Annotated in this window: 25 protein-coding genes and 1 pseudogene; 8 read left to right on the top strand and 18 right to left on the bottom strand. The window is 58.7% G+C overall.

From position 1 onward, the window contains the following. The first annotated feature begins 3 nt into the window (after positions 1-3). On the top strand, positions 4-501 hold the full coding sequence (greB, locus tag LCU97_RS01900) for a transcription elongation factor GreB (RefSeq protein WP_053155148.1): 498 nt from the start codon (positions 4-6) through the stop codon (positions 499-501). Between the two features lie 142 nt (positions 502-643). Further along, positions 644-1,531 (top strand): PI-PLC domain-containing protein, encoded by an 888-nt coding sequence (locus LCU97_RS01905; protein WP_232775426.1) that lies wholly within the window; start codon positions 644-646, stop codon positions 1,529-1,531. On the opposite strand, the gene LCU97_RS01910 is transcribed toward LCU97_RS01905, so the two are convergent. The 3 genes from LCU97_RS01910 to LCU97_RS01920 form a co-directional block, all read right to left on the bottom strand. Continuing rightward, complete coding sequence (locus LCU97_RS01910) at positions 1,518-1,826, bottom strand: hypothetical protein (protein ID WP_053155145.1); 309 nt, start codon at positions 1,824-1,826, stop codon at positions 1,518-1,520. The two genes, LCU97_RS01905 and LCU97_RS01910, sit on opposite strands and share 14 nt — an antisense overlap. A gap of 247 nt (positions 1,827-2,073) precedes the next feature. Next, positions 2,074-2,511, bottom strand: a complete 438-nt coding sequence (locus LCU97_RS01915) for a DoxX family protein (RefSeq protein WP_053155143.1) — start codon at positions 2,509-2,511, stop codon at positions 2,074-2,076. Positions 2,512-2,613: 102 nt separating this feature from the next. Beyond that, positions 2,614-4,035, bottom strand: a complete 1,422-nt coding sequence (locus LCU97_RS01920) for an MltF family protein (protein ID WP_232775427.1) — start codon at positions 4,033-4,035, stop codon at positions 2,614-2,616. A 234-nt stretch (positions 4,036-4,269) separates the two neighbouring features. On the opposite strand from LCU97_RS01920, the gene LCU97_RS01925 reads away from it, so the two are divergent. From LCU97_RS01925 to LCU97_RS01935, 3 genes and pseudogenes are all read left to right on the top strand, one after another. Then, a complete protein-coding gene (locus LCU97_RS01925) occupies positions 4,270-5,079 on the top strand; it encodes a TatD family hydrolase (RefSeq protein WP_232775428.1) in 810 nt (269 codons plus the stop codon). 129 nt (positions 5,080-5,208) lie between these two features. Beyond that, entirely contained in the window at positions 5,209-6,690 is a 1,482-nt protein-coding gene (locus LCU97_RS01930) for a methyl-accepting chemotaxis protein (protein WP_232775429.1), read from the top strand. A 157-nt stretch (positions 6,691-6,847) separates the two neighbouring features. Beyond that, positions 6,848-7,066: pseudogene (locus LCU97_RS01935) on the top strand (terminase); the annotation flags it as partial. 16 nt (positions 7,067-7,082) lie between these two features. Here LCU97_RS01935 and LCU97_RS01940 read toward each other — a convergent pair. The 3 genes from LCU97_RS01940 to LCU97_RS01950 all read right to left on the bottom strand — a co-directional run bounded on the left by LCU97_RS01940 (position 7,083) and on the right by LCU97_RS01950 (position 9,261). After that, positions 7,083-7,880 (bottom strand): acyl-CoA thioesterase, encoded by a 798-nt coding sequence (locus tag LCU97_RS01940; protein ID WP_053155135.1) that lies wholly within the window; start codon positions 7,878-7,880, stop codon positions 7,083-7,085. 230 nt (positions 7,881-8,110) lie between these two features. After that, complete coding sequence (locus LCU97_RS01945) at positions 8,111-8,872, bottom strand: CHAD domain-containing protein (protein ID WP_053155133.1); 762 nt, start codon at positions 8,870-8,872, stop codon at positions 8,111-8,113. 98 nt (positions 8,873-8,970) lie between these two features. Further along, positions 8,971-9,261: a hypothetical protein gene (locus LCU97_RS01950; RefSeq protein WP_053155130.1), complete on the bottom strand. Its 291-nt coding sequence runs from the start codon at positions 9,259-9,261 to the stop codon at positions 8,971-8,973. A gap of 205 nt (positions 9,262-9,466) precedes the next feature. Here LCU97_RS01950 and LCU97_RS01955 point away from each other — a divergent pair, with 205 nt between their 5' ends. Further along, positions 9,467-10,504 carry a patatin-like phospholipase family protein gene (locus LCU97_RS01955; protein WP_053155128.1) on the top strand — a complete coding sequence of 346 codons (1,038 nt, stop codon included), beginning with the start codon at positions 9,467-9,469 and terminating at the stop codon, positions 10,502-10,504. Between the two features lie 52 nt (positions 10,505-10,556). Here the strand turns inward: LCU97_RS01955 and LCU97_RS01960 are convergent, their stop codons facing one another. The 6 genes from LCU97_RS01960 to kdpF form a co-directional block, all read right to left on the bottom strand. After that, entirely contained in the window at positions 10,557-11,270 is a 714-nt protein-coding gene (locus tag LCU97_RS01960; protein WP_053155127.1) for a response regulator, read from the bottom strand. Between the two features lie 48 nt (positions 11,271-11,318). After that, positions 11,319-13,970 (bottom strand): sensor histidine kinase, encoded by a 2,652-nt coding sequence (locus tag LCU97_RS01965; RefSeq protein ID WP_232775430.1) that lies wholly within the window; start codon positions 13,968-13,970, stop codon positions 11,319-11,321. A 54-nt stretch (positions 13,971-14,024) separates the two neighbouring features. After that, on the bottom strand, positions 14,025-14,570 hold the full coding sequence (kdpC, locus tag LCU97_RS01970) for a potassium-transporting ATPase subunit KdpC (protein ID WP_053155122.1): 546 nt from the start codon (positions 14,568-14,570) through the stop codon (positions 14,025-14,027). Positions 14,571-14,635: 65 nt separating this feature from the next. After that, positions 14,636-16,690: a potassium-transporting ATPase subunit KdpB gene (kdpB, locus tag LCU97_RS01975; RefSeq protein WP_408636343.1), complete on the bottom strand. Its 2,055-nt coding sequence runs from the start codon at positions 16,688-16,690 to the stop codon at positions 14,636-14,638. A 10-nt stretch (positions 16,691-16,700) separates the two neighbouring features. Then, positions 16,701-18,395 (bottom strand): potassium-transporting ATPase subunit KdpA, encoded by a 1,695-nt coding sequence (gene kdpA / locus LCU97_RS01980; RefSeq protein WP_232775431.1) that lies wholly within the window; start codon positions 18,393-18,395, stop codon positions 16,701-16,703. Positions 18,396-18,403: 8 nt separating this feature from the next. Continuing rightward, positions 18,404-18,493, bottom strand: coding sequence for a K(+)-transporting ATPase subunit F (gene kdpF, locus LCU97_RS01985; RefSeq protein WP_053155116.1), 90 nt, complete (start codon positions 18,491-18,493; stop codon positions 18,404-18,406). A 256-nt stretch (positions 18,494-18,749) separates the two neighbouring features. Between kdpF and LCU97_RS01990 the strand changes: the two genes are divergently transcribed. Continuing rightward, positions 18,750-18,917: a DUF2897 family protein gene (locus LCU97_RS01990; RefSeq protein ID WP_082339829.1), complete on the top strand. Its 168-nt coding sequence runs from the start codon at positions 18,750-18,752 to the stop codon at positions 18,915-18,917. Positions 18,918-18,980: 63 nt separating this feature from the next. Here LCU97_RS01990 and LCU97_RS01995 read toward each other — a convergent pair whose 3' ends face one another. Then, positions 18,981-19,832, bottom strand: coding sequence for an urea carboxylase-associated family protein (locus LCU97_RS01995; RefSeq protein ID WP_053155114.1), 852 nt, complete (start codon positions 19,830-19,832; stop codon positions 18,981-18,983). A gap of 174 nt (positions 19,833-20,006) precedes the next feature. Between LCU97_RS01995 and LCU97_RS02000 the strand changes: the two genes are divergently transcribed. Beyond that, positions 20,007-21,095, top strand: coding sequence for an acyltransferase family protein (locus LCU97_RS02000; RefSeq protein ID WP_082339828.1), 1,089 nt, complete (start codon positions 20,007-20,009; stop codon positions 21,093-21,095). A 76-nt stretch (positions 21,096-21,171) separates the two neighbouring features. Here the strand turns inward: LCU97_RS02000 and LCU97_RS02005 are convergent, their stop codons facing one another. The 5 genes from LCU97_RS02005 to LCU97_RS02025 form a co-directional block, all read right to left on the bottom strand. After that, on the bottom strand, positions 21,172-21,507 hold the full coding sequence (locus LCU97_RS02005; RefSeq protein ID WP_053155111.1) for a ComEA family DNA-binding protein: 336 nt from the start codon (positions 21,505-21,507) through the stop codon (positions 21,172-21,174). A gap of 114 nt (positions 21,508-21,621) precedes the next feature. Next, entirely contained in the window at positions 21,622-23,616 is a 1,995-nt protein-coding gene (locus LCU97_RS02010) for a polysaccharide biosynthesis protein (protein ID WP_408636345.1), read from the bottom strand. Positions 23,617-23,730: 114 nt separating this feature from the next. Next, a complete protein-coding gene (locus tag LCU97_RS02015) occupies positions 23,731-24,744 on the bottom strand; it encodes an MraY family glycosyltransferase (RefSeq protein ID WP_232775433.1) in 1,014 nt (337 codons plus the stop codon). Further along, a complete protein-coding gene (locus LCU97_RS02020; protein WP_053155107.1) occupies positions 24,744-25,700 on the bottom strand; it encodes a UDP-glucose 4-epimerase family protein in 957 nt (318 codons plus the stop codon). Before LCU97_RS02020 ends, LCU97_RS02015 begins: the two co-directional genes overlap by 1 nt. Next, complete coding sequence (locus LCU97_RS02025; RefSeq protein WP_232775434.1) at positions 25,697-26,467, bottom strand: glycosyltransferase family 2 protein; 771 nt, start codon at positions 26,465-26,467, stop codon at positions 25,697-25,699. Before LCU97_RS02025 ends, LCU97_RS02020 begins: the two co-directional genes overlap by 4 nt. Positions 26,468-26,469 lie beyond the last annotated feature (2 nt).

The following is a 26,469-nucleotide window of genomic DNA, read 5'->3' on the forward strand; positions in this document are numbered from 1 at the left end:
GCCATGAGTCGTTATCGTCCACCACGCACCGCCGGCACCGCACTGATCACTCCCGAGGGGGAAGCGCGGATGCGCGCCGAATTTCATGAGCTATGGCATGTGCGCCGCCCGCAGGTCACGCAGGCGGTCAGCGAAGCGGCAGCCCAGGGGGACCGCTCGGAGAATGCCGAGTACACCTACGGCAAGAAAATGCTGCGGGAAATCGACAGTCGCGTTCGCTTCCTGACCAAACGCCTGGAAGCGCTCAAGGTGGTGACGGAAAAGCCCAGCGACCCGAACAAGGTGTACTTCGGCGCCTGGGTCACCGTCGAAGATGAAGATGGCAAGGAGTCTCGCTATCGCATCGTCGGGCCCGACGAACTGGATTTGAAACAGAACCTCATCAGCATCGACTCGCCGTTGGCTCGGGCGTTGATCGGCAAGGCGCTGGATGCTGAAGTCAGGGTGCAGACGCCCACCGGGGAAAAACTGGTCTACATCGTGGACATCACTTACCCCTGAGCCGTCCACCGCGCTCAAAGCCCGCCGGCTGGAAACATCCCTCCAAACTTGAACCTTTGACAAGGTAGCCGCGCTGCGCAGAATGATGGGCGCGGGCGGCCTCACGCCTGTTGCCCAGAACATTATTCAAGGAAGAATAATCGTGAAAGCGACCCATCATGGACTCGACAACTGGATGTATAACACTCCGGGGTTGGACACACTGCGTATCGATGAACTTATCCTGCCTGGCACCCATGACTCGGGTGCCGACAAGGCAGCGCCCAGCCCGACCTTGCTTCAGGAGAAAACCCAGGACGTTCCAATCATCGAACAGATTCTGGCAGGCTTTCGTGTGCTGGACTTGCGCGTGGTGTTCAGCGCCCACGCGCCCCCCGACAGCGACAAGCGCTTCCAACTGTTCCACTTCAGCTCTTCCGGTCGCACCGTGGGTGGCGATGTCCTGGACCCGTTGAATCATTTCTATGACGACCCCGACAACAAGGCAACCAGGGCAAAGGAAATCGTCATCCTGAACTTTCACAAGTTCAAGCACTTCACTCGTGCGACCCACCAGGAGTTGCACAAATTGATCAATAAGAAACTGGGGTCACGCTTGATCCCCCGGAACTGGCGACGTTCAACGGTGGGCGACATCTGGACCCATCGCCCGGAACGAACCGTGGTGATTGCCTACAACCATCGTGTCAGGGCGAAGTACTGGAAAGGCGTGGAACATCAATGGAGCGGCCAGAACCTGAACACAACCGCCGAGTTGAAAAAGTTCATGGACGAGCAGTCCGCCAGGCAAAAACCGGACTTCGCATTGCGCTCGATACAATGCGCCAAGTACGTGCTGCCCCTGCATGTCCCGGATGATTTCAGCGACAAGATCGACGCATGGTTCGACTCCAGGAACAGCAACAGCTATATCCAGCGCTTTCATATCATCAATACCGACTGGTCGACCCGTAGCCGGATTGTGTTCAACTGCATGCACGCCAACGGGGTCAGAGCGATGGCAAAGGCCGACCGTCTCAACGCCGAGTGATCAATCCCTGCCGCGCAATGCGGGTCAGCTGTCGGATCATCTCGGGGGCATCCGCTGCGCTGGGGGACTGGATGACGGCCAGGTCGAAACTGTCGTTGGCAAAACGTGCCAGCGACTCGCCGTCTTCGACAAACTGGATCAAGAACGCGGCAGGCCCGTGACTACGCCTTGGCCATCCGTCGAGATAGCGCAACAGTGTCGGCTGATGGGTACCGCCCAGGAGAATTTTCGGATTGCGCTGCAGAAGACTTGCCGTAATAGGCGCCAGACGGGCCAGGGAGTTGGGTGCGTTCATCGTGTCGTGTCTCTGCCTCGAAAGTCTGCATGGCAGGTGAGAGGCAACACCGAACCAGCGCTTTAGCGGTATTTCGAAGCCGTGTCTCTGGCTTCTGACGGCAACTCCCTGAGTCACCTGGCGCCCCGCAAGTAGCTGTTTAAATCGGCGCATGGGCAGCATCCTAGAGAAGCCGACCGGCCGGTGTCAAGAATCAGCGTCCATAAAAAAGGCCCGTACCAGACGGGCCTTTCAAAGGTGGATTTGACTATGAGCGAGCGACAGCGCCGTCGACCGAGAACTTGCCCGCACCTTCGATCAGTACCGCAATGCTGCCGGCCAACAAGGCCAGGGCGAACTCATAACCATTGTTTGCCATGAACAGACCGTTACCGATATGGACCGAAAAAATCGCCACCAGCGATAGGAAAGCCAGGCCCAATGCCGCCGGACGGGCCAGCAAACCGATGACCAACGCCAACCCGGCGAAGAACTCCGTGCCGCCTGCCAAAGTCGCCATCAGGTAACCGGGGGTCAGCCCGATGCTTTCCATCCATTGAGCCGTCCCGGCCAGACCGTAGCCACCGAACAGGCCGAAAAGTTTCTGCGCGCCATGAGCGACGAAAATGATGCCCACCGCTATACGCAAAACGGTCAGGCCATAGCCAGCGCGGGTAGATAGGACTTTGTTGATGACGGTGCTCATAGCGTGCATTTCCTGAGTGAGTGCAGTTGATGGTCGCCATATTAATCAAATAAACAAATGACAAAAGTGGAAAATATTCGTCATTCATATCAAATGATTAGATCACTTCCGTGTGGCGACTTTTTGCTCCTTGGGCTCCAGCGACTCTCGTTCCCGATCAAACGCCAGATAGTACTTGTTCACACTATTAACGTAGCTGACGGCGCCCATTCCCACCTGCTCCATGGCAATGCGCTCGACCTGGAAGAACCACTGGTTGGGATTGAGGCCCCGTCGCCGGGCCTCGGCACGCATGCCCTGCACCCGCTCCGGTCCCATGTTGTAGGCTGCCAACACGAAGGCCATGCGTTCGCGTTCGTTGAGTTTGGGGCTGGAAAAAAACTTGCGACGGATCATGGCCAGGTACTTTGCGCTGGCCTGCACGTTCGCATCCAGGTTCTGGATATTGCCTACACCTACCCGCTGGGCTGCCGACGGAGTGATCTGCATCAGGCCTGTGGGCCCGCTGCCACTGCGGGCATTGGGTTGCAAGGCCGACTCCTTGAACGCCAGGGCAGCCAGGTTCAGCCAGTCCATGTTTTGAGCCTCGGCATGCTTTTGCAACACCGGACGCAGCTTCTCCAAACGCTGGCGATCGGCCCGAGCCAATGGGTTGTGGACCTGATACAAACGACGATAGATACGCAGGAACGCCGCATCCTGATTTGACGGCACCTTGTAGGTGGTCAGGAATCCGTTGATGCTGGCGCGCAGCATGGCAGCGTCACGGCGAACGAACCAGTGCTCGCTTCGCGGTTCACCAATCAACACCTGTCGATCGAAACGCAGCTTGGGGAGAATCTTGCCCCAGCGCTCGGCAATCGGTTGTTCGACGATCGTCAGGTGAAAGATCCCACCCTGGACCATCTCCAGCACATCTTCCACCGCCAGGCTCGGATCCACCCATTCGATCTTCACCGGTGGCAATTTGAGCAGCCCCAGCTTCTGGTTAATCTGATTCACGGCATCTCCCGCCGCACTGCCATTGGGCAGGGCCAGGCTCTTGCCGGAGAGCTGTTCCACGCGGGTATAACGTTTCTCGCCCTTTATGCCCACCAGCAGCAGGGGCACATCGGATCGGATCGGATCGCTGGCGCTGACCGCCTGGCCAGCCTGGGGTTCGAGCAATTCGCCCGGCGCCACCATGTCGCCCTCGCCACGGTGCAAAGCACCTAGCAACTGGTCCTTGGCAGTGGGGATGATCTTGAGGGTGATTTCCTGGCCATCGCGGGCGTGGCCGTTCAGGTACTGCTCGAAGGCTCGCAGCCTGTGATATTCGACGCCGACGGATTGTCCCTGGACTTCACCGGAACTATTTCGACTTTGATTGACCAGCACTTTGAGCACGCGACTGCTGCGGATCTGCGCCAGATCCCGCACGGTACCCGGCGCCACGGTTTGCACTGGTCCGGGCAGCCGCGCTTCGGCCGACCACGGCAAAAGCAGCGAACAACACAGCAGTAACAATACCTGAGGACGTGCCATCCATTCTCCGGGAGGATACCGGGACTCGCCTTTCAGAAAAATCGAGGCTTGAGTCGACGGAAACAGAGCGCCCGAGGCGCTGAAAAGTGCGCAAGACTGGCACAGTGCTGGCTTTTATACCAACCCGACCTGTCTCATGGCCTCAACAGACAGCCTCAACTCATTGTAGTTCTTGGCTTTTCTTATAAATCTACAGCTCTGGTATGCTTTCGGGCCCTTGGCCGAGATAGCACCATGCAACTCATCGATATCGGCGTCAACCTGACCAACTCCAGTTTCGCCGACAAACACGAGGCGGTGCTCGAGCGCGCCTACGATGCCAGTGTCTGCCAACTGGTCCTGACCGGCACCAGCATCGAGGGCAGCGAAGAGGCGATCGAGCTCTGCCAGCGCCTCGATGAAACCGCGCAACGGCTGTTTTCCACCGCCGGCATTCACCCTCACAGTGCCAGCGAATGGACTGCCGACAGCGCGCGGCACCTCAAGGATCTGCTGAAACAAAGCCGGGTCCGGGCGGTAGGTGAATGCGGACTGGACTTCAACCGGGACTTCTCGCCTCGTCCACAGCAAGAAAAAGTCCTGGAAGAGCACCTTGCCCTGGCGGTGGAACTGCAGCTTCCGGTCTTCCTCCACGAACGCGACGCCGACCAACGACTGCTCGAAATCCTGCGGGACTTTCGCGACCGCTTGCCAGCCGCGGTGGTGCATTGCTTCACCGGCGAGAAAAAAGCGCTGTACAGCTATCTCGACCTGGATCTGCACATCGGCATCACAGGCTGGATCTGCGACGAGCGCCGGGGCACGCACTTGCATCCCTTGGTACGCGACATCCCTCGCGGCCGGCTGATGCTGGAAAGCGATGCGCCGTACCTGCTGCCCCGCACGCTGCGTCCCAAGCCCAGGAACGGCCGCAACGAACCGGCTTACCTGACCGAAGTGTTGCGCGAAGTCGCCTTGCACCGGGGTGAGTCCCAGGAAGACCTCGCGGCGCACAGCACAGCGTGTGCCCGAGCGTTTTTCGGGTTGCCGGTCATTCCAGGCTAGGACACACCTCCTCTGCGGCAGTCCCTGGACAGTGTGATCTGTTGATCCGTATCAAAATCCCCAGCCTTGGTTAGCGGCACAATAATGGCACCTTGCCAAAACTGTTTCCGCTATCAGAGAAGACCTTCCATGGGTGCCTGGCTTAGCAACATCTCGCTGAAATACAAATTCTGGGCGGTCAATGCGGTGGCCTTCGTGACCACCCTGCTGCTTGTCCTTTTCGCGGTGCATCTGGAGCAACAGGCTCGCAACCACGCAGCCCTGGCGAATGCCCAGGCCCAGGCCCGGTTGCTCGACCGTTGGCCTGTTGGACAGGCCATGCCCAAGACCGATTACCTGTTGACCTTCCCCCGAGGCCAGGTCCCCGTTTTCGAGGGCGTGCCGTTGCCGACACTGGCGGCGGCCGCAGGCTGGGTCGAGCTCGATGCCAAGCCATTATTCGGCGACCGGCCGCTGTTGGGCGCCGAGGTGATCCAGCGAAGCGACGGCCAGCAACTCGCCGTCCTCGTCCCTGGGGCAAGCCTGAGCCAGGTCTTCAGCGAACGCTTCAGCCAATACGCCGTGGCGGTATTCGTGCTGATGTTGGCGATGCTGGGTGCGTCTCAGTTGTTGATCCGCTTTTTACTGAGCCAACTCAACACGTTGAAGGACGTGATGCTGCACGTGGAACGGACCGGCGATCTATCCGCCCGCGTGCCCTTGGCCTGCCAGGATGAAGTAGGCCAGATGGCCGCGGCATTCAACGCCATGCAGGCCGGTTATCAGCGGGTCGTCGATACCGTAGCCAACACCGCTCGACAACTGGACAACGGAGCGGCACGCCTGGCGTCGAGCATGAACGATGTGCGCCACGGCATGCTCGGCCAGCAGAGCGAAACCGATCAGGCAGCAACGGCGATCAACGAAATGTCTGCCACGGTGCACCACATCGCCCAACATGCCGGCGCCACCCGCGACCTGTCGAAAACCGCCGACACCCTGGCCGGCAACGGTCGCGAAGTGGTGGGCCGTGTACAACAATCGATCACCGGGCTTTCATCCGGCGTGCAACAGACCGCCGAAATGATCCAGCGCCTGGCCGAAGACAGCCAGAAGATCAACAGCGTGGTCAGCGTGATCCACAGCATCGCCGAACAGACCAACCTGCTGGCCCTCAATGCAGCCATCGAGGCGGCGCGGGCCGGGGACATGGGTCGGGGCTTCGCCGTGGTCGCCGATGAGGTACGCAACCTCGCCAAGCGGGTGCAAATCTCAACAGACGAAATCACCACCATGATCTCCGCCCTGCAGGCAGGGACCCGGGATGCGGTGGATTTCATGCAGGAAAGTTCCTACAAGGCTGACGACTGCGTACAGCAAGCTCGCGAAGCGGGCGAGGCGCTGGAACAGATTACCGGCGCGGTGGCGCAGATGCGTGAAAGTAACACCCAGATCGCCGTCGCGGCCGAACAGCAGAGCCAGGTTGCCGAAGAAATGAACCGGGCGGTAGTCGGTATTCGTGATGTCACTGAAAACACCGTGCGCCAAACCGTGGACTCGGCCACCACCAGTCATGAACTGGCGACCCTGGCGGGTGAACTGAACAAGGCGATCGGGCAGTTGAAACTCTGAGACACTGTTATCGCAGGCAAGGCCTGCCCGCGATGACAGTCTGCCATTGATCCAGACTCCAGCACCTATCGCTTCGATAGCCAACCACGATTCGCCCGCCCTTCCTGCCGCGCCTATCCTTGGGTCATTCGGTTCCATCGACTCAAGGATCACCATCATGGGCAAACGTCACCCCAACCTTGCGGCCTGGCAATGGCGCGTCTACCCCGACAACCACCGCCAACCGACCCATCAGGTTTTGCAGTTGATTGCGATCCCCCTGTTCATCGTTGCGTTCCTGTTGATCCTCACAGGGATGTTCAAGCTGAACCTGGCGGATGTCGCCATCGGCATCATCGGTGTGTTCGCGTCGCTTTCACTGCAACGTCACCGACACTGAACAGACCGCAGCGTCAGCCGAAGATCGTCACGGTCTGCCGGCTCATGGCGATCAGACGCCCATCGGCGCTCCAGAACTTCGCGGCGACGTGTCCGTAGCCGTCCTGGGCGTGCTCGATTTCGGCCAGGTATTGGCACCAGTCCAGGGTCGTAAGCTCCAGCACCGGCTGGACAAACTCGATGGTCCAGGTGAGCGTGCTGCCCGGCGCCATTTGCGTGAGGTGAGGCAACAACGCGGGAGGCCAGGCGTCCACCAACGCCAGGATGTGAGCCTCGTTGAGCGGTTCCTCCTTTACATCCCCCCGTAACCGTACCCAGCCCCCCATACTCCGGGATTTATTTCCGGTAAACGGCAGGCCGCCGACGCTCCAACGCATTGCCAGATGCCTCATGAACTCCGGCGTGGCGCCTTTGACGTAGGGCAGCTCCTGGCACCGCTCCACCTCAGTGAAGGGCGGAGCAGGTTCGGCGTGTACCGCCACCACGGAAGCACGGGATGCACCGAAGCTGCCCTGGACCAGGGTCACCACCTGCCCCTTCTGTACCGCACGCCCCACGACCTGGCTGACCGCCTTGCCTTCACGCAACACGTCGACCTCGAAACTGACGGGTACGTCCGGTTCGACCGGGCCGACGAAGGTGATCGCCAGCGAACGCACCGGACGATCCGCCGGGACCTGCGCACGCATCGCTTCGTATTGCAACGCCGCTATCAGCCCACCAAAACTGGCGCGTCCCTGGCCCCATTCCGGCGGAACAACCACGGCGCCGGGTTGGTGGCGCACGGCATCGATCAAATCGGAAAAGCGCATGACAACCTCGAAGACTGGGAAGAAAGTTGAACGGATCTTAACCAGCCGGGGGCAATGGCACAGCGCTCATTCCGGCCAAAGAGGCTGACAGAAAAGCCGCCATACCTGAATCTACCCATCTCCATGTGGAAGCGGGCTTGCTCGCGAAGAGGCAGGCACATCCAATAGAGATGTCGACTGACACGCCGCCCGGAGCAAGCCCGCTCCCACAGGCGGAATAGGTGCAGGGGTCAGGATTTTTCGAAGCAACTGGCAATCAGCTTATCGAGAACCCTGTCGGACTTGGCCTCGGCCTTGCCCATGGTGATTTGCCAGACCGGCACGCAAGGTTGCAGATCTCGCTCCTGCTCGGCCCTGGCCAGCCACTGCCAGCAATCGTGCCAGTCACCCAGCGCGCCCTGGGCGGATTTGAGTCGTGGCATGGCCGCTTCGGGCAAGCGGTTGAGTTCAGGGTAAGCCTCGATGGCGTAGCGCACGCGCTTGATCAGCAGGCGCAGCCGATGGCGGTCGTGAGCTGGATCGCGCAAGGCTTCGCCGAGTTTCTTCCATTGTTTGTCCAGACGCTTTTCGATGCGCTTGCGCAGGCCTTTGAGCAGCCCTTCACGTTGGGCGGCACGAATGAAGCGCGGGAACGCGTCGAGGATCATCAACAGCTGCGCCAGCTCCGGGCTTTCGGCCACGGCAGGATAGGCGCCCTCCATCTGCACCCGACGCTGCTCGGCGGCTTGGGCCTTGCCATGTTTCTCAAGATAGGCCGCCAGCACTTCCCGATCACGCAACGGGGTGGTCAGGGTGCCGACCGCCGAAGCGGCGGACTCCAACTGCTCGACGCCGGGCAACCCCCGCAACGGACGAAGCAGGCTGCGCAAACGGCGAACCGTGGTACGCAGGTCATGCAGCGCCTCGCTGTCGGTATGGGCATTCAAGCGGGCCTGGCAGGCCAGCAGGCGGACTTCCAGGCCCAGTATCCGGGCCACCAATCGATCGATCATGGACGTACTCCGTACGCAGCTTTCAGCTGCAAGCGTCAAGTGAGGAGCGATGCATGCCCCTTCACTTGTAGCTCGCAGCTCATGGCTTGTCGCTGGTTTTATCGTCCTGCGCGGGATTCGCGGATGTAGAAACGCGCCTTCTCGGCTTTTCTGGTGCAGCCTTCAAAGGCTTCGAACTGCTGCTGGGTCTTGGCACCGGTCAGCAGCGACAGGGCTTTGGAATAACTCACGGTGCCGGCAAAACCTTCGGCCTTGGCCAGGTCGAGTTCCTTCCAGGCGGCGTCGAGCTGGCTGCCGCAGCTGTCACGGTAAGCGGTTTTGCCGGCGCAACCGGCCAGGGCCAGAACCATCAGGGAAGCCACCAAGGGCAGGCAGATCCGGGCTTTCATCGATAACACCTCAAGGTCAACAGTCGTGCTGGTAAGACGGTCCCGCCAGCAAAAAGTGCCGAGGCCGGACCGCGTTAATTCAAGTGTGGGCGAGAATACAAAAAAGCCACATCGGCGTGTCAAAAAACGACGCCTGCGCCATGACGATTGAGCCGGGCCGTCGATGAGTGCATTGTTGAAGTCTGTTCGACAAGGGGGCCAGGTCATGACAAAACGTGTCGCATTGGTATTGGGCTCGGGTGGCGCACGGGGCTACGCGCATATTGGTGTGATCGAGGAAATCGAACGGCGTGGCTATGACATCGCCTGCATCGCCGGTTGCTCCATGGGCGCCGTCGTCGGCGGGATCTATGCCGCGGGCAAACTCGACGACTATCGCAACTGGATCGAAAGCCTGGACTATCTGGATGTCCTGCGACTGGTGGACGTGAGCTTTCGCCTGGGGGCGATCCGTGGGGAAAAGGTCTTCGGACAGATCCGCAAGATCGTCGGCGAACTCAATATCGAAGATCTGCGCATTCCCTACACGGCCGTGGCCACCGACCTGACCAACCAACAGGAAATCTGGTTCCAGGAAGGTTGCCTGCACCAGGCCATGCGGGCGTCGGCGGCAATTCCCAGCCTGTTCACACCAGTGATGCAAGGCAACCGCATGCTGGTGGATGGCGGCCTGCTCAATCCATTGCCGATCGTGCCGGTAGTGTCCAGCCATTGCGACCTGATCATCGCGGTCAACCTCAATGCCACGAACCAGCGACAATATCGGTTGCCGGTAATCCCGCGTCCAGCTGCGTTCCGGCGCCGCTTCGACACCCTGGTCAACTCCTTGGGCTCGCGCATGCCGTTCCGGCGCAAACAAGCCGAACAATTGCTGCTGCTGGAACAGGAGGCGCTGAAGGCGGAGGCAGCGGCGCTCAATCCATGGATCGAATCCGCCGAACCCGAAGGCCAGCAACCGGCCGCCGCGCCTGAGGCCGAAGGCGCACCAAAGTCCGCTACGGGCTCGTTCATCATCGATAACGTCGGCCCGGCTTCGTTATTGGACCTGATCAACCAGAGTTTCGAGGTGATGCAGACCTCTCTCGCCCAGTACAAGATCGCCGGGTACCCGCCGGATGTGCTGATCAACGTGCCGAAACGGGTATGCCGTTTTTTCGAGTTCTACAAGGCGCCTGAATTGATCGCGCTGGGGCGGGAAATTGCCAGTGATACGCTGGATCGGTATGAGCGTGAGGAGCGATGAGTGACTGAAGGATCTCTATCGGCTGTCAGGGCCTGATCGCGATGGCATCAGATCAGACACCACTGAACTGGATCCCACCCTCTTCCAGCAACCGATACCCCACCCCCGCTTCGGTCACGATGAACCGGGGCCGCGTAGGATCATCCGCCAGCTTTTGCCGCAGGTGGCCCACCACAATCCGCAGATAATGGCTGTCTTCGACGTGGGTCGGGCCCCAGATGTCCTTGAGCAGTTGCTGCTGGGTGATGACCCGCCCAGGGTGACGCGCCAGTTGCGCCAACACTGCATATTCCTTGCGGGTCAGCGACACTTCGGCGCCATCGAGCAGCACCCTCCGGTAAGCCAGGTCCACCGTCAGCGGGCCGACGGTCACAGCCGCTTCCCGCCCCTCCGCCGCTGGAACCTGTCGCAGCAGCGCACGGATGCGGGCCAGGAACTCCTGGATGCCGAACGGCTTGGTAACGTAGTCATTGGCCCCATTGTCCAGCGCCTCGACCTTCTGCGCTTCGCTGGCCCGCACCGACAGCACCAGCACCGGTACCGCCGACCATTGGCGAAACTCGCGCAGCACTTGTTGGCCGTCCATGTCCGGCAGGCCCAAGTCGAGGACCAGCAGGTCGGGCTTGTTCAACGCTGCCTGGGCCAGGCCGTCGCTGCCCGTGGCGGCCTCCAGCACCTTGTAGCCCTGGGAGGCCAGGCTGATGCGCAAGAACTTGCGGATCTGCGGTTCATCGTCGATGACCAAAAGTGTGGCGGTCTGGTTCATGAGGTCCGTTCAATACAAATAGATGGCAGGAGAATATCCCAGCCCGGCTCAGGCTTCATCGTCCATGCCCGGTTGTGCCTGCGAGGGCAAGTGCAACGTGATACAGGTTCCGCGTCCGTCGAGCCCTTCGTCCACACTGATCCGCCCGCCATGGGCACCGACCATGCCCTGGCAGATGGCCAATCCCAGCCCGGTGCCCTGTCCGCCCCGATCGCCGCGCGCAGCGGTGTAGAACATGTCGAAGATTTTGTCCCGCTCCTCTGCCGGAATTCCCGGCCCCTCATCGGCCACGGCAAAGAATACTTCGCGATCCGTCGCTCCGGCGCTCAGTAACAACCGGCCGTGCGCCGGTGAGAATCGCGCAGCGTTCTCCAGTACATTCACCAGGGCCTGTTCGATCAGCGCTGCATGGATGTGCAGCAACGGCAGTTCGGCCGGCACCTCGACGCTGACCTCCAGCGACGCCAGCACCGCACGCAATCGATTGAGCGCGCTGCCCACGATATCGGCCGGCGCCACCCAGTCCCGCGCCAGTTTCAGGGCGCCGTGGCCAAGCCGGGTCATGTCCAGCAGGTTCTGGATGTAGCGATCCAGCCGTTCGGCTTCGTCGCGAGTGCCTTCAAGCAATTCGCGACGATCTGCCAACGGGATCGCCTCTCCCAGCGCCAGCAGGCTGTCGATGCTACCCCGCATCGCGGTCAGCGGTGTGCGCAGATCATGGGACACCGAGGCCAGCAAGGCGCTGCGCAGTTGCTCGGTTTCGCCGTGCAAGCGTGCCGCTTCCAGATCCTGGGCCAGCTGGGCCCTCGCCAACGCCTGGGCCAGCGGCTGACCGAGGGCGGCCAGCAGACGTCGCCGCTGACCACTCAACGGCTTGCCGTCCCTGGGGCATGCCCCCAACAATGCCAAGGGCCCCCCCTCCACCGACAATGGCCACCACCACCAACGCCCGGATGGCAGCGTACCGGTCCCTGCCCCGGCTGACTGATCATGCTGCCAGGCCCAGTCGGCGGCGGCACGCTCGGCCTCGCTGAAGGTCAGCGGTTCGCCGGTTTCGACTTTCCAGCCCGCCTGGCCATCACGGTTGAGCAGACACAACTGCAAATCGTGCCAACCGTCAAAGTGCTGCACGGCGGCACTGATCACTGCCTGTCTGTCAGTCGCCGCCGTGAGCTTTCGAGACAGGTCGAGCAACTCGCCGGTTTCCTGCTGGGTATCGCGCAGCACCTGCAACTGACGACGCTGGCGAGCGGCGAGGTTGCCGGTCAGGGCCGCCATCAGCAGGAAGAACACCAGCGTCAGCACGTCCTCTTCGCGCTGGATGGTGAAGGAGAAATTCGGCGGGATGAACAGAAAGTCATAGGCCAGGAATGACAGAGCCGCGCACGCCAGCGCGGGGCCGAGGCTGCTGCGCACCGCCACCAGCAAGACCGCCATCAGAAATACCAGAGAAATGTTGGGCAATGCCAGCAGCCCGGAGATCCCCCAGGCCAGCGCGCTGGCGGCCATGGTTGCTAACAGCGCCAACGCATAGTCGAACCCGCTGCGCGCGGCATCTGAACGCACATGGGCGGGACGCGGCTGCTCATCGCTGTCCAACACGTTGATCTCCAGCCCCCGGGCATCTCGCAGCAGACGCGACGCCAGACCGCCGCCGAACCAGCGCCGGCGCAAGCGTGGCCGGGATTGCCCCACCAACACCAGCGTGGCACGGCGCTCGGTGGCGTGCTGGATCAAGGTCCTGGCCACTTCACCGGCCCTCAGCAGCACCACTTCGCCGCCCAGGCGTTCCGCCAGTTGCTGGGCGGTTTGCAGGCGTTGACGCGAGGTCTCGTCCCGGGTGCTGCCGTTATCCACATGCACAAGGCTCCACGGCAGATGCCGGCGCTGGGCGACGCGGCTGGCGTGGCGCACCAGACGTTCGGCCTGGATGTCGCCATCCACCCCCACCAGCAGTCGTCCGCGCACCGCCGGCGCAGCCTGACCCAGTTGCCGATAGCCCTGGGTCAGGTCCTTGTCCACCTGGGCCGCGGCGGTCTGCATCGCCAGCTCGCGCAAGGCGGTCAGGTTGGTCTGGCTGAAGAACGCATCGATGGCTGCCCGAGCCTGCTCCGGGACGTAGACCTTGCCTTCGCGCAGACGCTCCAGCAGCTCACGAGGGGGCAGGTCGATCAGCAGCAGCTCGTCGGCCTCCTGCAGAACCCAATCGGGCAAGGTCTCGCGAACCTGCACGCCGGTGATGCCACGCACCTGGTCGTTGAGACTTTCCAAGTGCTGGACGTTCACGGTGGTATAGACGTCGATGCCGGCGGTAAGCAATTCCTGGATATCCTGCCATCGCTTGGCGTGCCGGCTGCCGGGGGCATTGCTGTGGGCCAGTTCGTCCACCAGCACCAGGGCCGGACGTGCCGCGAGCAGGCCGTCGAGGTCCATTTCTTCAAGCGTCACACCACGGTATTCCGAGCGCACCAACGGTTGCTGTGCCAGGCCACCGAGCAGCGCCTCGGTTTCGGTTCGACCATGAGTCTCCACCACCCCAGCGAGCACCTGCACGCCCTGGCGCAGTTGGGCGTGGGCCGCCTGCAACATGGCGTAAGTCTTGCCGACCCCAGGGGCCGCACCAAGGAAGACCTTGAGCCGACCACGGCCAGTGCGGGGCAAGTTGGCTAACAGTGCGTCGGCACGGTCGGAGTCGCTCATGCGATGGGGTTCTCTCATTTCAGATTTTGATGCAGTGAATGTTCCGACGCCTGATTACAGCTTTTCCAAAGCCAGGTTCAATGCCAGGACATTCACCACCGGCGGCCCCACCAAGGGCTGCTCGATGTGTGCATCGAGTAATTGCTGCACAGTCGAAACCGGCAGATTGCGCGCCGCCGCGACACGCGCCAGTTGATAGGCAATCGCTGCCGGAGGCAAGTGCGGATCGAGGCCGCTGCCGGAGGTGGTGAGCAGCGCCAGCGGTACAGGCCCTTGCTCGGTCACCTGAAGCTTGCGAGCGTCTTCGATCACTCGGGCGGCCAGAGCCGGATTGCTCGGGGAAAGGTTACTGGCGCCACTGGCGACCGTGGCGAAGGCACCGGCCGATGGCCGTGGATGGAACCAGGCATCGCCCTGGAAATCCTGGGCGATCAGCATCGAACCGCGCACCTTGCCGTCGGCATCCTGGACCAGGCTGCCGTTGGCCTGGGCGGGAAACACCATTTGCGCGACGCCCGTCACCACCAACGGATAAGCAACACCTGTGATCAGGGTCATCAGCAATAACAGGCTCAAGGCCGGGCGTAACAGTGTGGACATCTCAGAATCCTCGAATTGAAACAACAACCTCTAGCGACGCTCAGGCCAGTTGGCCGGCATCAGGCTCAGACCAGGTTCAACGCTGTCAGCAACATATCGATTGCCTTGATGCCTGCGAATGGCACCACGATCCCACCCAGGCCGTAGATCAACAGGTTGCGCCGCAGCAGTGCCGCCGCGCTCGCCGCCTGCACCCGCACGCCCCGCAGGGCCAAGGGGATCAGCACCACGATAATCAGCGCATTGAAGACGATGGCCGAGACAATCGCGCTTTGCGGGCTGTTCAAGTGCATCACGTTCAACACACCGAGCTGCGGATAGATAGAAGCGAACAACGCCGGCAGGATTGCGAAGTACTTGGCGACGTCATTGGCCACGGAGAACGTGGTCAACGCGCCCCGGGTGACCAGCAGCTCCTTGCCGATCTGCACCACATCCAGCAATTTGGTTGGGTCACTGTCGAGGTCGACCATATTGGCCGCTTCCCGCGCTGCCTGCGTGCCGTCATTCATTGCCATGCCGACATCGGCCTGGGCCAGGGCCGGCGCGTCGTTGGCGCCGTCGCCGCACATGGCTACCAGTCGGCCGTCATTCTGCTCGTGACGAATACGCGCCAGTTTCTTTTCCGGCGTGGCTTCGGCCAGCACGTCATCGACACCGGCCTCGGCAGCAATTGCGGCGGCGGTCAGAGGGTTGTCGCCAGTGACCATCACCGTGCGAATCCCCAGCTTGCGCAGCTCGGCAAACCGTTCGCGGATGCCGGGCTTGACCACGTCCTTGAGATGGATGGCGCCCAACAACTTGCCGTCGACGCACACCAGCAGAGGCGTGCCACCACTCTGGGCGATCCTGTCGACCTCCCGAGCGAGCACCGGGGGCAACTCATCGCGTGGCAGACCAACGAATGCCAGCAGCGAATCGACGGCCCCCTTGCGATATTTGCGTCCCTGATAATCGACACCGGACAAACGGGTCTCCGCGCTGAAGGGGACGACAGTCAGCAAGTCGACAGCGGGTTCGGGCTGCGGATGCAGACCGCGCAGGTATTCGACGATGGACTTGCCTTCGGCGGTCTCGTCGGCCAACGAGGCGAACAGCGCGCCTTCGGCCAGCTCCCTGGCACTGACACCCGGAGCGGCATACACCGCGGCGCAACGCCGATTGCCAAAAGTGATGGTGCCGGTCTTGTCCAGCATCAGCACATGAACGTCCCCCGCCGCCTCCACCGCACGACCGGACTTGGCGATCACATTCAGGCGTACCAGCCGGTCCATGCCGGCGATGCCAATGGCCGACAGCAGACCGCCGATGGTGGTGGGAATCAGCGTAACCAGCAGCGCCACCAGGAAAACCAGCGGCAGGCTGCCATTGGCGAAATGGGCGAACGGTTGCAACGTGACGACCACCAGCAGGAAGATCAGGGTCAGGCCGATCAACAGGATATCCAACGCCACTTCGTTGGGGGTCTTCTGGCGTTTGGCGCCTTCGACCAGGGCGATCATGCGGTCCAGCGTGGACTCACCGGGGTTGCTCGTGATACGCACCAGCAACCAGTCGGAAACCAGCCGAGTGTTGCCGGTGACGGCCGAACGATCCCCACCGGATTCCCGGATCACGGGTGCCGACTCCCCCGTGATGGCGGCCTCGTTGACTGCGGCGATTCCTTCGATCACTTCACCGTCACCCGGAATCATCTCCCCCGCCTCGACGCGAACCACGTCGCCCTTGCTCAAGGCGCTGGCGGGGACCGATTCAAACCCTGTAGCTGTCCGACGGCGTGCAGTGAGGCCGTCGCTACCGGCCTTGAGGCTGTCGGCCCGGGCCTTGCCACGCCCCTCGGCCAAGGCTTCGGCGAAATTGGCGAACAGCACGGTGAACCACAGCCAGAGCGCAATCTGCGCAGCCACGAAGACTGGCACAACGCTGTCGGGAATGAAGCACAACACCGTAGTGAAAATCGCGGTCAACTCCACCACCAGCATCACCGGTGCCCGATACAACTGCCGCGGATCGAGCTTGACGAAAGCTTGCTTCAGCGCGGGCCGCCACAGGGTAGAGATCGAAGTCTTCGGTGATTGGGCGGCCTTGGTGGCGACCGTTTCGGTTGCAGACATAGTCATCATCGGTTCCTCAGAAGCCCATGCTCAGGTGTTCGGCAATCGGCCCCAGGGCCAGGGTCGGCAGGAAGCTCAGGCCGCCTACCAATAGAATGGTCACGGTCAGCAGGGTCACGAATAACGGACCGTGGGTGGGGAAGCTGTTCTGGCCGATCGGCGCGTTTTTTTTCAGCGCCAGGCTGCCGGCCAATGCCAGCACCGGCAGGATGTAGCCGAAACGACCGATCAGCATGCCCAGGCCCAACATCAGGTTATGGAAAGGCGTATTGGCGCCGAACCCGGCGAATGCCGAACCGTTGTTCGCCCCCGCCGAGGTATAGGCGTACAGCAACTGGCTGAAGCCGTGGGCGCCAGGGTTGCTCACTGCGGACGATGGTCCCGGCAGGCTCGCGGCGACAGCACCGAGCACCAGGACACTGACGGGCATGACCAGCAAGGTCACCACCAACAACTGCACTTCCCTGGCACCGAGCTTCTTGCCCAGGTATTCCGGAGTTCGGCCGATCATCAAGCCTGCCAGAAACACCCCGATCAGCACGTTCAACAGCATCCCGTAGAGCCCGGCACCCACGCCGCCGAAGATCACTTCGCCGACCATCATGTTTACCAACGCGACCATGCCGCTGAGCGGGTTCAGGCTGTCGTGCATCGCGTTGACCGAGCCATTGGAGGCCGAGGTGGTGGTCACCGACCACAGCACCGTGGCGGTGGTACCGAACCGTGACTCCTTGCCTTCCAGTGGCGCGGCTTGTTCCACCGCCTCGTTGATCAGGGCCGGATTGGGCTGGTATTCCGCCCATAACGAAGTAGCGCCGCCGATCAAGAACAGCACAAGCATGCAGGCGATGATCGCCCGGCTCTGGCGCAGGTCCTTGACGTAGTGGCCGAAAGTGAACACCAGCGCGGCGGGAATCAGGATGATCGAGGCGACTTCGAACAGGTTGCTCCAGGCCGTCGGGTTTTCGAACGGATGCGCCGAGTTGACACCAAAGAACCCACCACCGTTGGTACCCAGTTGCTTGATCGCAATCTGGCTGGCGGCCGGACCCAGCGGGATCACCTGGTCCGTGCCCTGCATCGTCACGGCGTGGACGTAATGCGCGAAGGTCTGCGGCACGCCCTGCCACACCAGGAACAAGGCCAGTAACAGGCACAACGGCAAGAGCCCGTAGAGCGTGGCACGGGTCATATCGACCCAGAAATTACCCAGCGTCGCGGCGGACCGGCGCCCGATGCCACGACACAGCGCCACCAGCACCGCCAGGCCAGTGGCGGCGCTGACGAAGTTTTGCACGGTCAGGCCGACCATCTGGCTCAAGTAGCTCAGGGATGCCTCGCCACTGTAGGACTGCCAGTTGGTATTGGTCATGAAACTGACGGCCGTGTTGAAGGCCTGAGTCCACTCCATGCCAGGCAATTGCTCGGTATTGAGGGGCAGATATCCCTGTAGCAGCAGCATTGCGAACAGCAACACGAACCCCGCCAGGTTGAAAGCAAGCAAGGCCAGGGCATATTTTTGCCAGCTCTGCTCGATAGCAGGATCGATACCAGCCAGGCGATAACAGCCACGCTCCATCGGGCCGAGAATGGTTGAAAGCCAGGTGCGCTGGCCCTCCATGACCCTGTAATAGAACCGTCCCAGAAACGGTGCCGGAATCAGCACCAACGCGAAAAAGGCAAGTATCAATCCGTAGTCATAACCGTGCATGGCCGCTCCTAGCTCCGATCCGCGCGCAACAGCGCAACCAGCAGATAAATGAACAGCGCCACTGCCAAGAGCAATGACACCCCGTCCAGAACACTCATGGGATTTCTCCGTGTTACGGCGTCGTGCCGTGTTGGAGCGATTGTCCTCAGGGAGGCTGTAAAGGAGCGAGATCGAGAGCGAGCGTGGGGATAAAAAATGCGTAAAGAATGAGCCAGGGTTTTGTTATGACAACGACAGTGCGCAGCAGACAGTGTGCTGCAGGGGTAATATTGAACCACTGCGAACGACGTTCGCTCCAAACTGTAATGACGGCTGAGGCAAGCGGCCCTTAACGTGCGCCTCTAGGAGAGCCCTATGCCCTGGTATGCCTGGTTGATTCTGATTATTGCCATCGGCTCGATCGTCGGCGGCTTGATGCTACTGCGCGACACCGCCAACAAGGTCGAACTGACTGAAGAGCAACGCAAGCGCGTTGCCGAGAGGAACGCCGAAATGGATGCGAAAGAAGCCAAGGATCGTTAACTGTCCATGGCTTGCTTTTTCGTAACCCGGGGCAGGTCCCCTCGCCACGAAAAACTTTTGCGCCTATTTCTCCCAGGACGCCTTGGCAATTTGCAAGCCATGCAGTCCGTTATACGCCGCACGCTCGGGCTGGGCCCAGCCTTCCAGCAATGAATCTGCAAGCTGATAAATCTCCACGCCCAAGGGGCGGCAGACGCTGAGCGGATCCTGGGCATCCGGACCCCACATCGCCAGCGACAAGTCACCGCCAGGACAGGTAGACAAGGCGCATAGAAGATCGATCTCGGCAAAGAACTCCAGATAATCCCCCTTCTGCGCCGGGCAGGCCTTCATGAAGTACATGTCGTCATGATTCAGTCCCGTGCACTGGAAAATATTCAGCACATCATGCACATCGAACTCCGTGAGGCCATGGGGAAGCACTGCACGGGTCAGGTTGGAATGGCAATGGTGATGGAAGTCCTCACCGGTGAGCATCTTGTTCACATAGGGATCACAACGCGTTCCCAACAGATCATGCAGTCGTCCGCCGTGTTCATCGATTCCGTAGCCGGCCAGACTGTCATCGGTGATGGTCACCAAGGGACGCAGGAATGGCAGGTTCGACCACAGTCGGTCATGGGTAGTAACGTGAGCGCCCTGAAGCTGCCGGGTGCGCGCCGCCCACAGGCGCTCCCGCGGATCGTGGGCGTTCCAGACGTTGAAATCCCCCACCTGCGGGCCCACGGGCGTGGTGACGCGAAATACATGGCCGGCCGGCACGTGCCAAGCGCGACCGGTACGGATAGGGACTTCGAATTGTTCGATGAGCGTGCGCTTGTCCTGCTGGGTGCGGATGCGTTCGTAGAACGGCTTGTCCACCTGCAGGGCGGAACCTTTGCTGACCTGGTAGGCGGCTGGATAGTCTTTATACATGGCTCGGATCCTTGATCAGTTTTGATTGATAAATTTCGGCTGATCCAAACGCTCATCGGCGACAAACCTTTCGCACCAGAGCAGCAAGGGAAAATTCTTTAGAGGAAGAAGATAGTGCAGGCAAATCAGAAAGATTGCTATGATCAGAAAACGTAAACCAGTTTCAGGTCAAACATGCAAAGGGTTCACTCGATAGACTATTTACGGGGTCTTATGGCCCTGTCTGTTTTATTTTATCATTTTGCCGGCTGGAGCGTGGGGGTGCCAGACTCCAGCACTTTATTGGGCCGCCTTGGTATTTATGCAGTTTCCATATTTTTCATCATCAGCGGAATGTCGCTCTATATCGCCTATCAGCATCAAAACTGGAATAGAGACGAACTGGTTTTCTTTATAAAGAAACGATACCTGCGGCTGATTCCGGCGTTCTGGGCAGGATGTTTTCTAAGTATTAGTTTATTCTTCCTGACCATCGGTAACCGACCTATACATTGGGAGACGCTTTTTGTAAATCTCTCGCTCAACCTATCCCTGACGTTTGGCTTCCTGGACCCGGGCAATTACTTGACAGTTGGAGGGTGGTCAATCGGCAACGAGGTTGTTTTTTATGCCATATTTCCTCTTATCATGTGGCAAGCCAAAAACCGAAACCGCTCGATCAAGCTTGCTCTGTTAATAAGTGCAAGCGCGTTTTTATTTTATGCGCTGTACAAACTTTCCACAGGCACGACACTTGCGAGCCAATGGAAAACTTATATCAACCCGCTGAACAATGCCTTCCTGTTCATCCTTGGCATATCTATCGCCTGGGCCAGTAAAAACATTCAACACAAAATCCCTCAAAGCGGACTTATCGCCATTCTGGCACTTAGCACGTTACTGTTCTTGGTGTATCCAGCAGAAGGCAATCAGATTTCCATCGTAACCGGCATTGATCGAGTGCTCTTCACCGCCTTCTGCGGCGCCATCTGCTTTTCAGTTCTTAACATGCGACTCAATCTGGGGAACACCGTTACGCCACTGCTCAAGATTCTCGGCGATATCTCGTACACAATATATATGTTCCACGGGGCTTTGGGTCAATTCACGCTCCAGCTCATCGCTCCGGCATTAGACATGACCAGCCAAGAGGAAAAGTATCGACTCCTCATGTATTTTACTGCTCCGATCACTTTGATTGCTTCGTATTTTTTCTACACCTTCGTGGAAAAACCGATAATGAAATTTGGCCGACAACGAGCAGCTATTCCACAAACAATTTAATAGACTTCAACGTTCATGAGGCTACGTCCACCTGATAAAGGCCAGTCAGGTTCGACCGGCCTCTTCAACATCACACTCAGTTAACTTCCAACTTGTCACGATTTCTGTCCAGAATCGCCTTGCCAATCCCCTTGACCTCAAGCAGTTCATCTACCGACGAAAAGCCCCCATTACTTTCACGATACGCAACAATCGCCTCGGCCTTGGATTTGCCTATTCCCGCCAGCTCCCGTTGCAACGTCGCGGCATCCGCTACGTTGAGATCCACCTTGGCACTTTGAGGTTTTACTGAAACCTCCGATGCGTGCGGCGTGGCTATCGTCTCGGGCTTGGCCGTAGGCGCAGCAATGGCGGCTATGGAAGCGCTGGTCAGAAGGGCAAAAACCAGGGAGTAGAAATAGCCTATACGCATAAGTGACGCTCCATGACATCGTTAAGAGAGAAGCAGCTTTTCCGAAGCTGCCTCTGAAATCTAGGCGATGATGGGCCGCTGTCAAAAGCGTCTACGTTACAGCATATGTAACAATCAAGGTTCGAGGCGACGTTGCTGGTAGATCCAGTCGACAATCTCGCCGTCCGGGGCGTAACCACTGACGGTGTCCCGAAGCAGCTGCCGGACTCTTGCATAGTCATCATGCTCTATGGCTGCCAGCAACTCCGCCAGCTTGGCCTTCAGCACATCCCAGGGCAGATGATCTTCGTTGGCACTCATGATCATGGGATGCGGTGTCGCTACCACGTTGTCGCCTATCAGCAACTCCTCGTAAAGCTTCTCGCCAGGGCGCAAGCCTGTGAACTCGATAGCGATGTCTCCGTGAGGGTTTTTATCTGATCGCACACTCAGGCCCGACAGATGGATCATCTTTTCCGCCAGTTCGACAATCTTTACTGGCTCACCCATGTCCAATACGAAAACATCACCACCCAGCCCCATGGAGCCGGCCTGAATGACCAACTGAGCGGCTTCAGGAATGGTCATGAAATAGCGTGTGATCTTGGGATGAGTGACAGTCAGCGGCCCACCGGATTTGATTTGTTTATGAAACAAAGGAATAACAGAACCAGACGAGCCTAATACGTTACCGAACCGCACCATTGTGAAGCGGGTCTTATTGACACGCGAGACGTTGGACTTATCCCCGAACAACACAGGGGCCAGTTCGTGGCTGAGGGCCTGTAAAGTGAGTTCGGCAAGCCGCTTGGTACTACCCATCACGTTGGTGGGACGCACAGCCTTGTCCGTTGAAATCAGAACGAAATTCGACACTCCCGCCTGCAAAGCGGCCTGTGCGGTGTTCAGCGTTCCGATCACATTATTTAATACACCCTCCGCAATATTGTGCTCGACCATCGGTACGTGCTTGTAAGCGGCGGCATGATAGACCGTGTCGACACTCCAGGTCTTCATCACATCCAGCAACTTTTCCTGATTCCGCACCGAACCCAGGATAGGCAACAAACGAACGGATAACGACTCTCGAGCGACTCGAGGTTCAAGTTCGGAAAGAATATTGTAGAGATTGAATTCGCTGTGTTCGTATAGCAGCAATGTCGTAGGTTTGAGAGCCAGGATCTGCCGACAAAGCTCCGAACCGATCGATCCCCCTGCTCCGGTCACCAGAACCGCCTGTCCTGCGATGCAGTGCTCAAGCAAATCGGCTTGCGCAGGTACCGGATCACGCCCCAGAAGATCTGCCACATCCACTTCCTGGATGTCGTCCACCTTGACCCGACCGCTCGCTAGATCCATGAAGCCGGGGACACTGCGTACGTGCAGCGGAAAGCCTTCGAGCAACGTGAGGATCTCTCGACGGCGCCCCCGTGATGACGAAGGGATCGCCAGTAGGATCTCCTGCGCACCGGTCTCATCGATCATTTTCTGAATATGTTTGGGCTGGTAGACCTGTAATCCCGCAATGACCCGGTCTGCAATGCTGCGATCATCGTCAATAAACGCGACAGGCCGCATCACCCGCCCCATGCGCAAAGCGGCCACGAGTTGGTTACCTGCGGCCCCTGCACCATAAATAGCGACTTTATGCAGCCCGTCGTCTCGGTTGGCAAACGGCACATGCTGGGCAGCCGTAAACCAGTCGCCCAGGAAGTACTGCCGCATCATCAAGCGCAACCCCCCAATCATGATGAGGCTGAGCCACCAATAGTTGAAAATGATGGAGCGTGGCACAACGTTCGTGTGATTGCTGTACCAATACACTACGAGCGCCAACAGCAAGGCAGAGAGACTGACCGCCTTACAGATGGTGATTAACGCGTCATTACCGAAATAGCGCATGACGGCGCGATACATCCCAAAGCGGATAAAGATCGGAATGGCGATCAGTGGCGCTGAGCCGAAAAGCCATAAATGCGTCTCGATCGGGCTGGCCAACGCCTCGACGCCCAAACGAACGACAAACGCCAGCCATAAGGCGCCCCAGACCAGAAACACATCCGTTGCCACCTGGATCGCACGCTTATGACGCCTTGGCAATCCCAACAATGCCGTTCTTATCTTATCCATAACCCCTTCATGCACCTTGGCCTGCTCCTGAAAACGGTCCATTACCCAATATACGCTGTCACATCATTGACCGTTGGACACTCGAAAAGCGAAAAGCGCGACCCTTGCCTGAAGTCAGGCTTTCTCGAGTTCACCCGCATGAAACTTGATGGCCAGCAACACCAAAGGTACGTAGGCAACTACCAAAGCCAACGCGCCATCCATGTTCAACAAAACCACAGCCGCCGCCAGAGGCAAGAGCCATAACACATTGATCGCCGCCACCGCGAGCGTCACTGGCAAATGCCTGCCATACCGGCGCGAGGCAAATTGATAAGCATGACTGCGGTGAGCTTCATAGACCTTATCGCCCCGCAAGAGACGACGGATCAAGGTCACGGTAGCATCGACAATAAAAACACCCAGCAAAATCAGCCAGACCCAAAGAAGCTTGGATGAAACCCAGGCGGCCTGCAGTGACAACAAGCCCAGGATAATACCGAGGAACCCACTTCCCGCGTCGCCCATAAAGATACGTGCGGGAGGAAAGTTCCAATACAGGAAACCTCCGACAGCCATTGCGAGCACCAACGGAGTCACGATCAGCGTTTCAAAATCACCTAACCAATAAAGCAGGCAAGCCCCAAGGCAAGCGCAAATCGCTTCAACGCTGGCGATTCCGTCTATTCCATCCATGAAGTTATAGAGGTTAAGCAACCACACCAGGTAGAACACCGCCAGAACGTGGCCAAGCCAAGCTAAATTCAGCTCCAGTCCGAACAAAGAGATAGCCGGCAAGCCGCCCAGCCAGTACAACGCCCATATTGATGCCGCAAAATGCCCCAGCAATCGCCACCGAGCAGCGATATGCCCATGGTCATCAAGAAATCCCAACACAGCGATCCCTGCTCCTGCCCCCAGCATTGCCCATAGGGTTGCCCCCGTCAGGAACCCACTGGCTGCCAATACGGGCAGAGCCGCAAGGAAGCTGAGAACAATGGCTACGCCTCCGCCACGAGGAGTTGGGACGGTGTGTGAACTGCGAGCGTTGGGGATATCGATAATGCTTCTGGACAACGCATAACGGCGCAGTAGCCATGTTGTGAGAAATGAAACGACCACAACAACCAGTAAACCTTGCGAGACCATTATTTACCCTGCTTCAAGAAAAAGCTCACCGTGTCTGCCAATCCTTGATCGACGCTAGTGACAGGAGCCCAGCCCAACAATTTACGAGTTTTACTGATATCGACCTGAAGCGAACCGCACAAACGCTTGGAAAAGTCTCCTTTCCCAGCCAATCGCGCAGCGAAGTCGAGTATCCAGGATGGAACAGGAACCAAGCGCGAAGGTTTTTTAAGCGCTCTCGAAATCCGTACTAAAAGCTGGGTAGTGGATAAGTCTTCCCCATCGCTGACCAAGAAAATCTGATTAGCCGCAGCGGGGTGACTTACGCACGTCACGATCAAATCAACCAGATTGTCGATACCTACCAGGCTTCGGGCATTATGAATAGCTCCCAAAGGCAACGGTATTCCTTTACTGAGCCAACGCATCATATTCAGGAAATTGGCTTTGACACCTGGACCATAAACCAGAACCGGGCGGATAATTACCACTTCCATGTCACTTTGCTCAGCCAGTGTCAGCAGCGCTTTTTCAGCCTCCATCTTGGAAACACCATAAGGGTCCAGCGGACAAGGAATATCATCCGGTTTGAAAGGCTGGCCCAGCGCAGTGCTTTCTCCGTTAACCTTGATTGAACTGAGAAAAATAAATCGTCGTACACCTGAAGCGGCAGCCTGGCGTGCGAGATTCAGAGTGCCGTCGACATTAATCTTTCTGAAATCCGCCAGTGGATCAGTCGAAGCATCGCGCATGACATGCACACGTGCAGCGGTGTGGATAACTATATCTACTCCTTCAAGGGCCGCGGCCCATGAAGTTTCAGCGGCAAGATCCGGTATCTGGTGCGTCAGGACACCCGAGAGCTGTCGCGCATCACGAACCGAGGCACTGAGCTCAAAATGCTTATCGCATTTGATCTTATCAACCAAGGCAGTCCCAACAAATCCACTCGCACCTGTCACCAACACTCGAGTCATCGGGAAGACCCTGCAGGACGCTTAATGTATTCAAACAACTTGAACGGAATCTTGCTCAGGACCATAAGCAAATTGGTATAAACACCATTGCGGCGACATGCTTGAACGATCTCCTTGTTCAGATGAAGACTGCTCTTCACACCGGAAGTACTCACGCCGCCAGCCCGCATACGAACCAGAACCCGATCAAGCCTCGCAAATGCAAACTTATGAACCAGCAGCAGCCGAACGAACATCTCATAATCCGCAGATATTTTATATTTTACCGAATAAGGCCCTACCGCCTTGTATGCATCGGCTCGAACAAACGTCGCGGGATGAGGCGGCATCCAACCAAAACGAAGCTTCCAGGGACGAAAATGACCTGCGCTATAGAACCGAGTTACCGTGCCCAAATCCTCAGCGTTGACAAAAACGATATCACCGAACACAAGCTGGCTTTCCGGTGAGGAATTGAAACATTCAACTACCGCGCCAACGGCGTCGCTCGATTCAAAAAAATCATCTGAATTGAGAATACCGATAACATCTCCGCTCGCCAGTGAAATGCCCTTGTTCATGGCATCATAAATACCTTTATCTGGCTCACTGACGATTTTCGCGATTCGATCACTGTACTCGTTGACAATAGCCATGGTTGCGTCTTTGGAGGCCCCATCGACAATGATGTACTCGATGTCTTCGTACCGCTGCGACAAGACTGACTCTATCGTGTCGCGAATGGTGGCTGCACTGTTATAGGAAACAGTAATAATCGAAATTTTCAAAC

Source organism: Pseudomonas uvaldensis (assembly GCF_021271205.1).
Lineage (GTDB): Bacteria > Pseudomonadota > Gammaproteobacteria > Pseudomonadales > Pseudomonadaceae > Aquipseudomonas > Aquipseudomonas uvaldensis.

Excerpts from the sequence above, each read along its gene's own strand:
- LCU97_RS01910 (WP_053155145.1), bottom strand. The coding sequence starts at position 1,826 with ATGAACGCACCCAACTCCCTGGCCCGTCTGGCGCCTATTACGGCAAGT.
- LCU97_RS02005 (WP_053155111.1), bottom strand. The coding sequence starts at position 21,507 with ATGCGTATAGGCTATTTCTACTCCCTGGTTTTTGCCCTTCTGACCAGC.
- LCU97_RS01995 (WP_053155114.1), bottom strand. The coding sequence starts at position 19,832 with ATGTATAAAGACTATCCAGCCGCCTACCAGGTCAGCAAAGGTTCCGCC.
- LCU97_RS02015 (WP_232775433.1), bottom strand. The coding sequence starts at position 24,744 with ATGGTCTCGCAAGGTTTACTGGTTGTTGTGGTCGTTTCATTTCTCACA.
- LCU97_RS02000 (WP_082339828.1), top strand. The coding sequence starts at position 20,007 with ATGCAAAGGGTTCACTCGATAGACTATTTACGGGGTCTTATGGCCCTG.
- LCU97_RS01945 (WP_053155133.1), bottom strand. The coding sequence starts at position 8,872 with ATGATCGATCGATTGGTGGCCCGGATACTGGGCCTGGAAGTCCGCCTG.
- LCU97_RS01925 (WP_232775428.1), top strand. The coding sequence starts at position 4,270 with ATGCAACTCATCGATATCGGCGTCAACCTGACCAACTCCAGTTTCGCC.
- LCU97_RS01930 (WP_232775429.1), top strand. The coding sequence starts at position 5,209 with ATGGGTGCCTGGCTTAGCAACATCTCGCTGAAATACAAATTCTGGGCG.
- LCU97_RS01955 (WP_053155128.1), top strand. The coding sequence starts at position 9,467 with ATGACAAAACGTGTCGCATTGGTATTGGGCTCGGGTGGCGCACGGGGC.
- kdpC (WP_053155122.1), bottom strand. The coding sequence starts at position 14,570 with ATGTCCACACTGTTACGCCCGGCCTTGAGCCTGTTATTGCTGATGACC.
- LCU97_RS01960 (WP_053155127.1), bottom strand. The coding sequence starts at position 11,270 with ATGAACCAGACCGCCACACTTTTGGTCATCGACGATGAACCGCAGATC.
- LCU97_RS02010 (WP_408636345.1), bottom strand. The coding sequence starts at position 23,616 with ATGGATAAGATAAGAACGGCATTGTTGGGATTGCCAAGGCGTCATAAG.
- LCU97_RS01940 (WP_053155135.1), bottom strand. The coding sequence starts at position 7,880 with ATGCGCTTTTCCGATTTGATCGATGCCGTGCGCCACCAACCCGGCGCC.
- kdpB (WP_408636343.1), bottom strand. The coding sequence starts at position 16,690 with ATGACTATGTCTGCAACCGAAACGGTCGCCACCAAGGCCGCCCAATCA.
- LCU97_RS01920 (WP_232775427.1), bottom strand. The coding sequence starts at position 4,035 with ATGGCACGTCCTCAGGTATTGTTACTGCTGTGTTGTTCGCTGCTTTTG.
- LCU97_RS01990 (WP_082339829.1), top strand. The coding sequence starts at position 18,750 with ATGCCCTGGTATGCCTGGTTGATTCTGATTATTGCCATCGGCTCGATC.
- kdpA (WP_232775431.1), bottom strand. The coding sequence starts at position 18,395 with ATGCACGGTTATGACTACGGATTGATACTTGCCTTTTTCGCGTTGGTG.
- kdpF (WP_053155116.1), bottom strand. The coding sequence starts at position 18,493 with ATGAGTGTTCTGGACGGGGTGTCATTGCTCTTGGCAGTGGCGCTGTTC.
- LCU97_RS01950 (WP_053155130.1), bottom strand. The coding sequence starts at position 9,261 with ATGAAAGCCCGGATCTGCCTGCCCTTGGTGGCTTCCCTGATGGTTCTG.
- LCU97_RS02020 (WP_053155107.1), bottom strand. The coding sequence starts at position 25,700 with ATGACTCGAGTGTTGGTGACAGGTGCGAGTGGATTTGTTGGGACTGCC.
- LCU97_RS01915 (WP_053155143.1), bottom strand. The coding sequence starts at position 2,511 with ATGAGCACCGTCATCAACAAAGTCCTATCTACCCGCGCTGGCTATGGC.
- LCU97_RS01965 (WP_232775430.1), bottom strand. The coding sequence starts at position 13,970 with ATGAGCGACTCCGACCGTGCCGACGCACTGTTAGCCAACTTGCCCCGC.
- greB (WP_053155148.1), top strand. The coding sequence starts at position 4 with ATGAGTCGTTATCGTCCACCACGCACCGCCGGCACCGCACTGATCACT.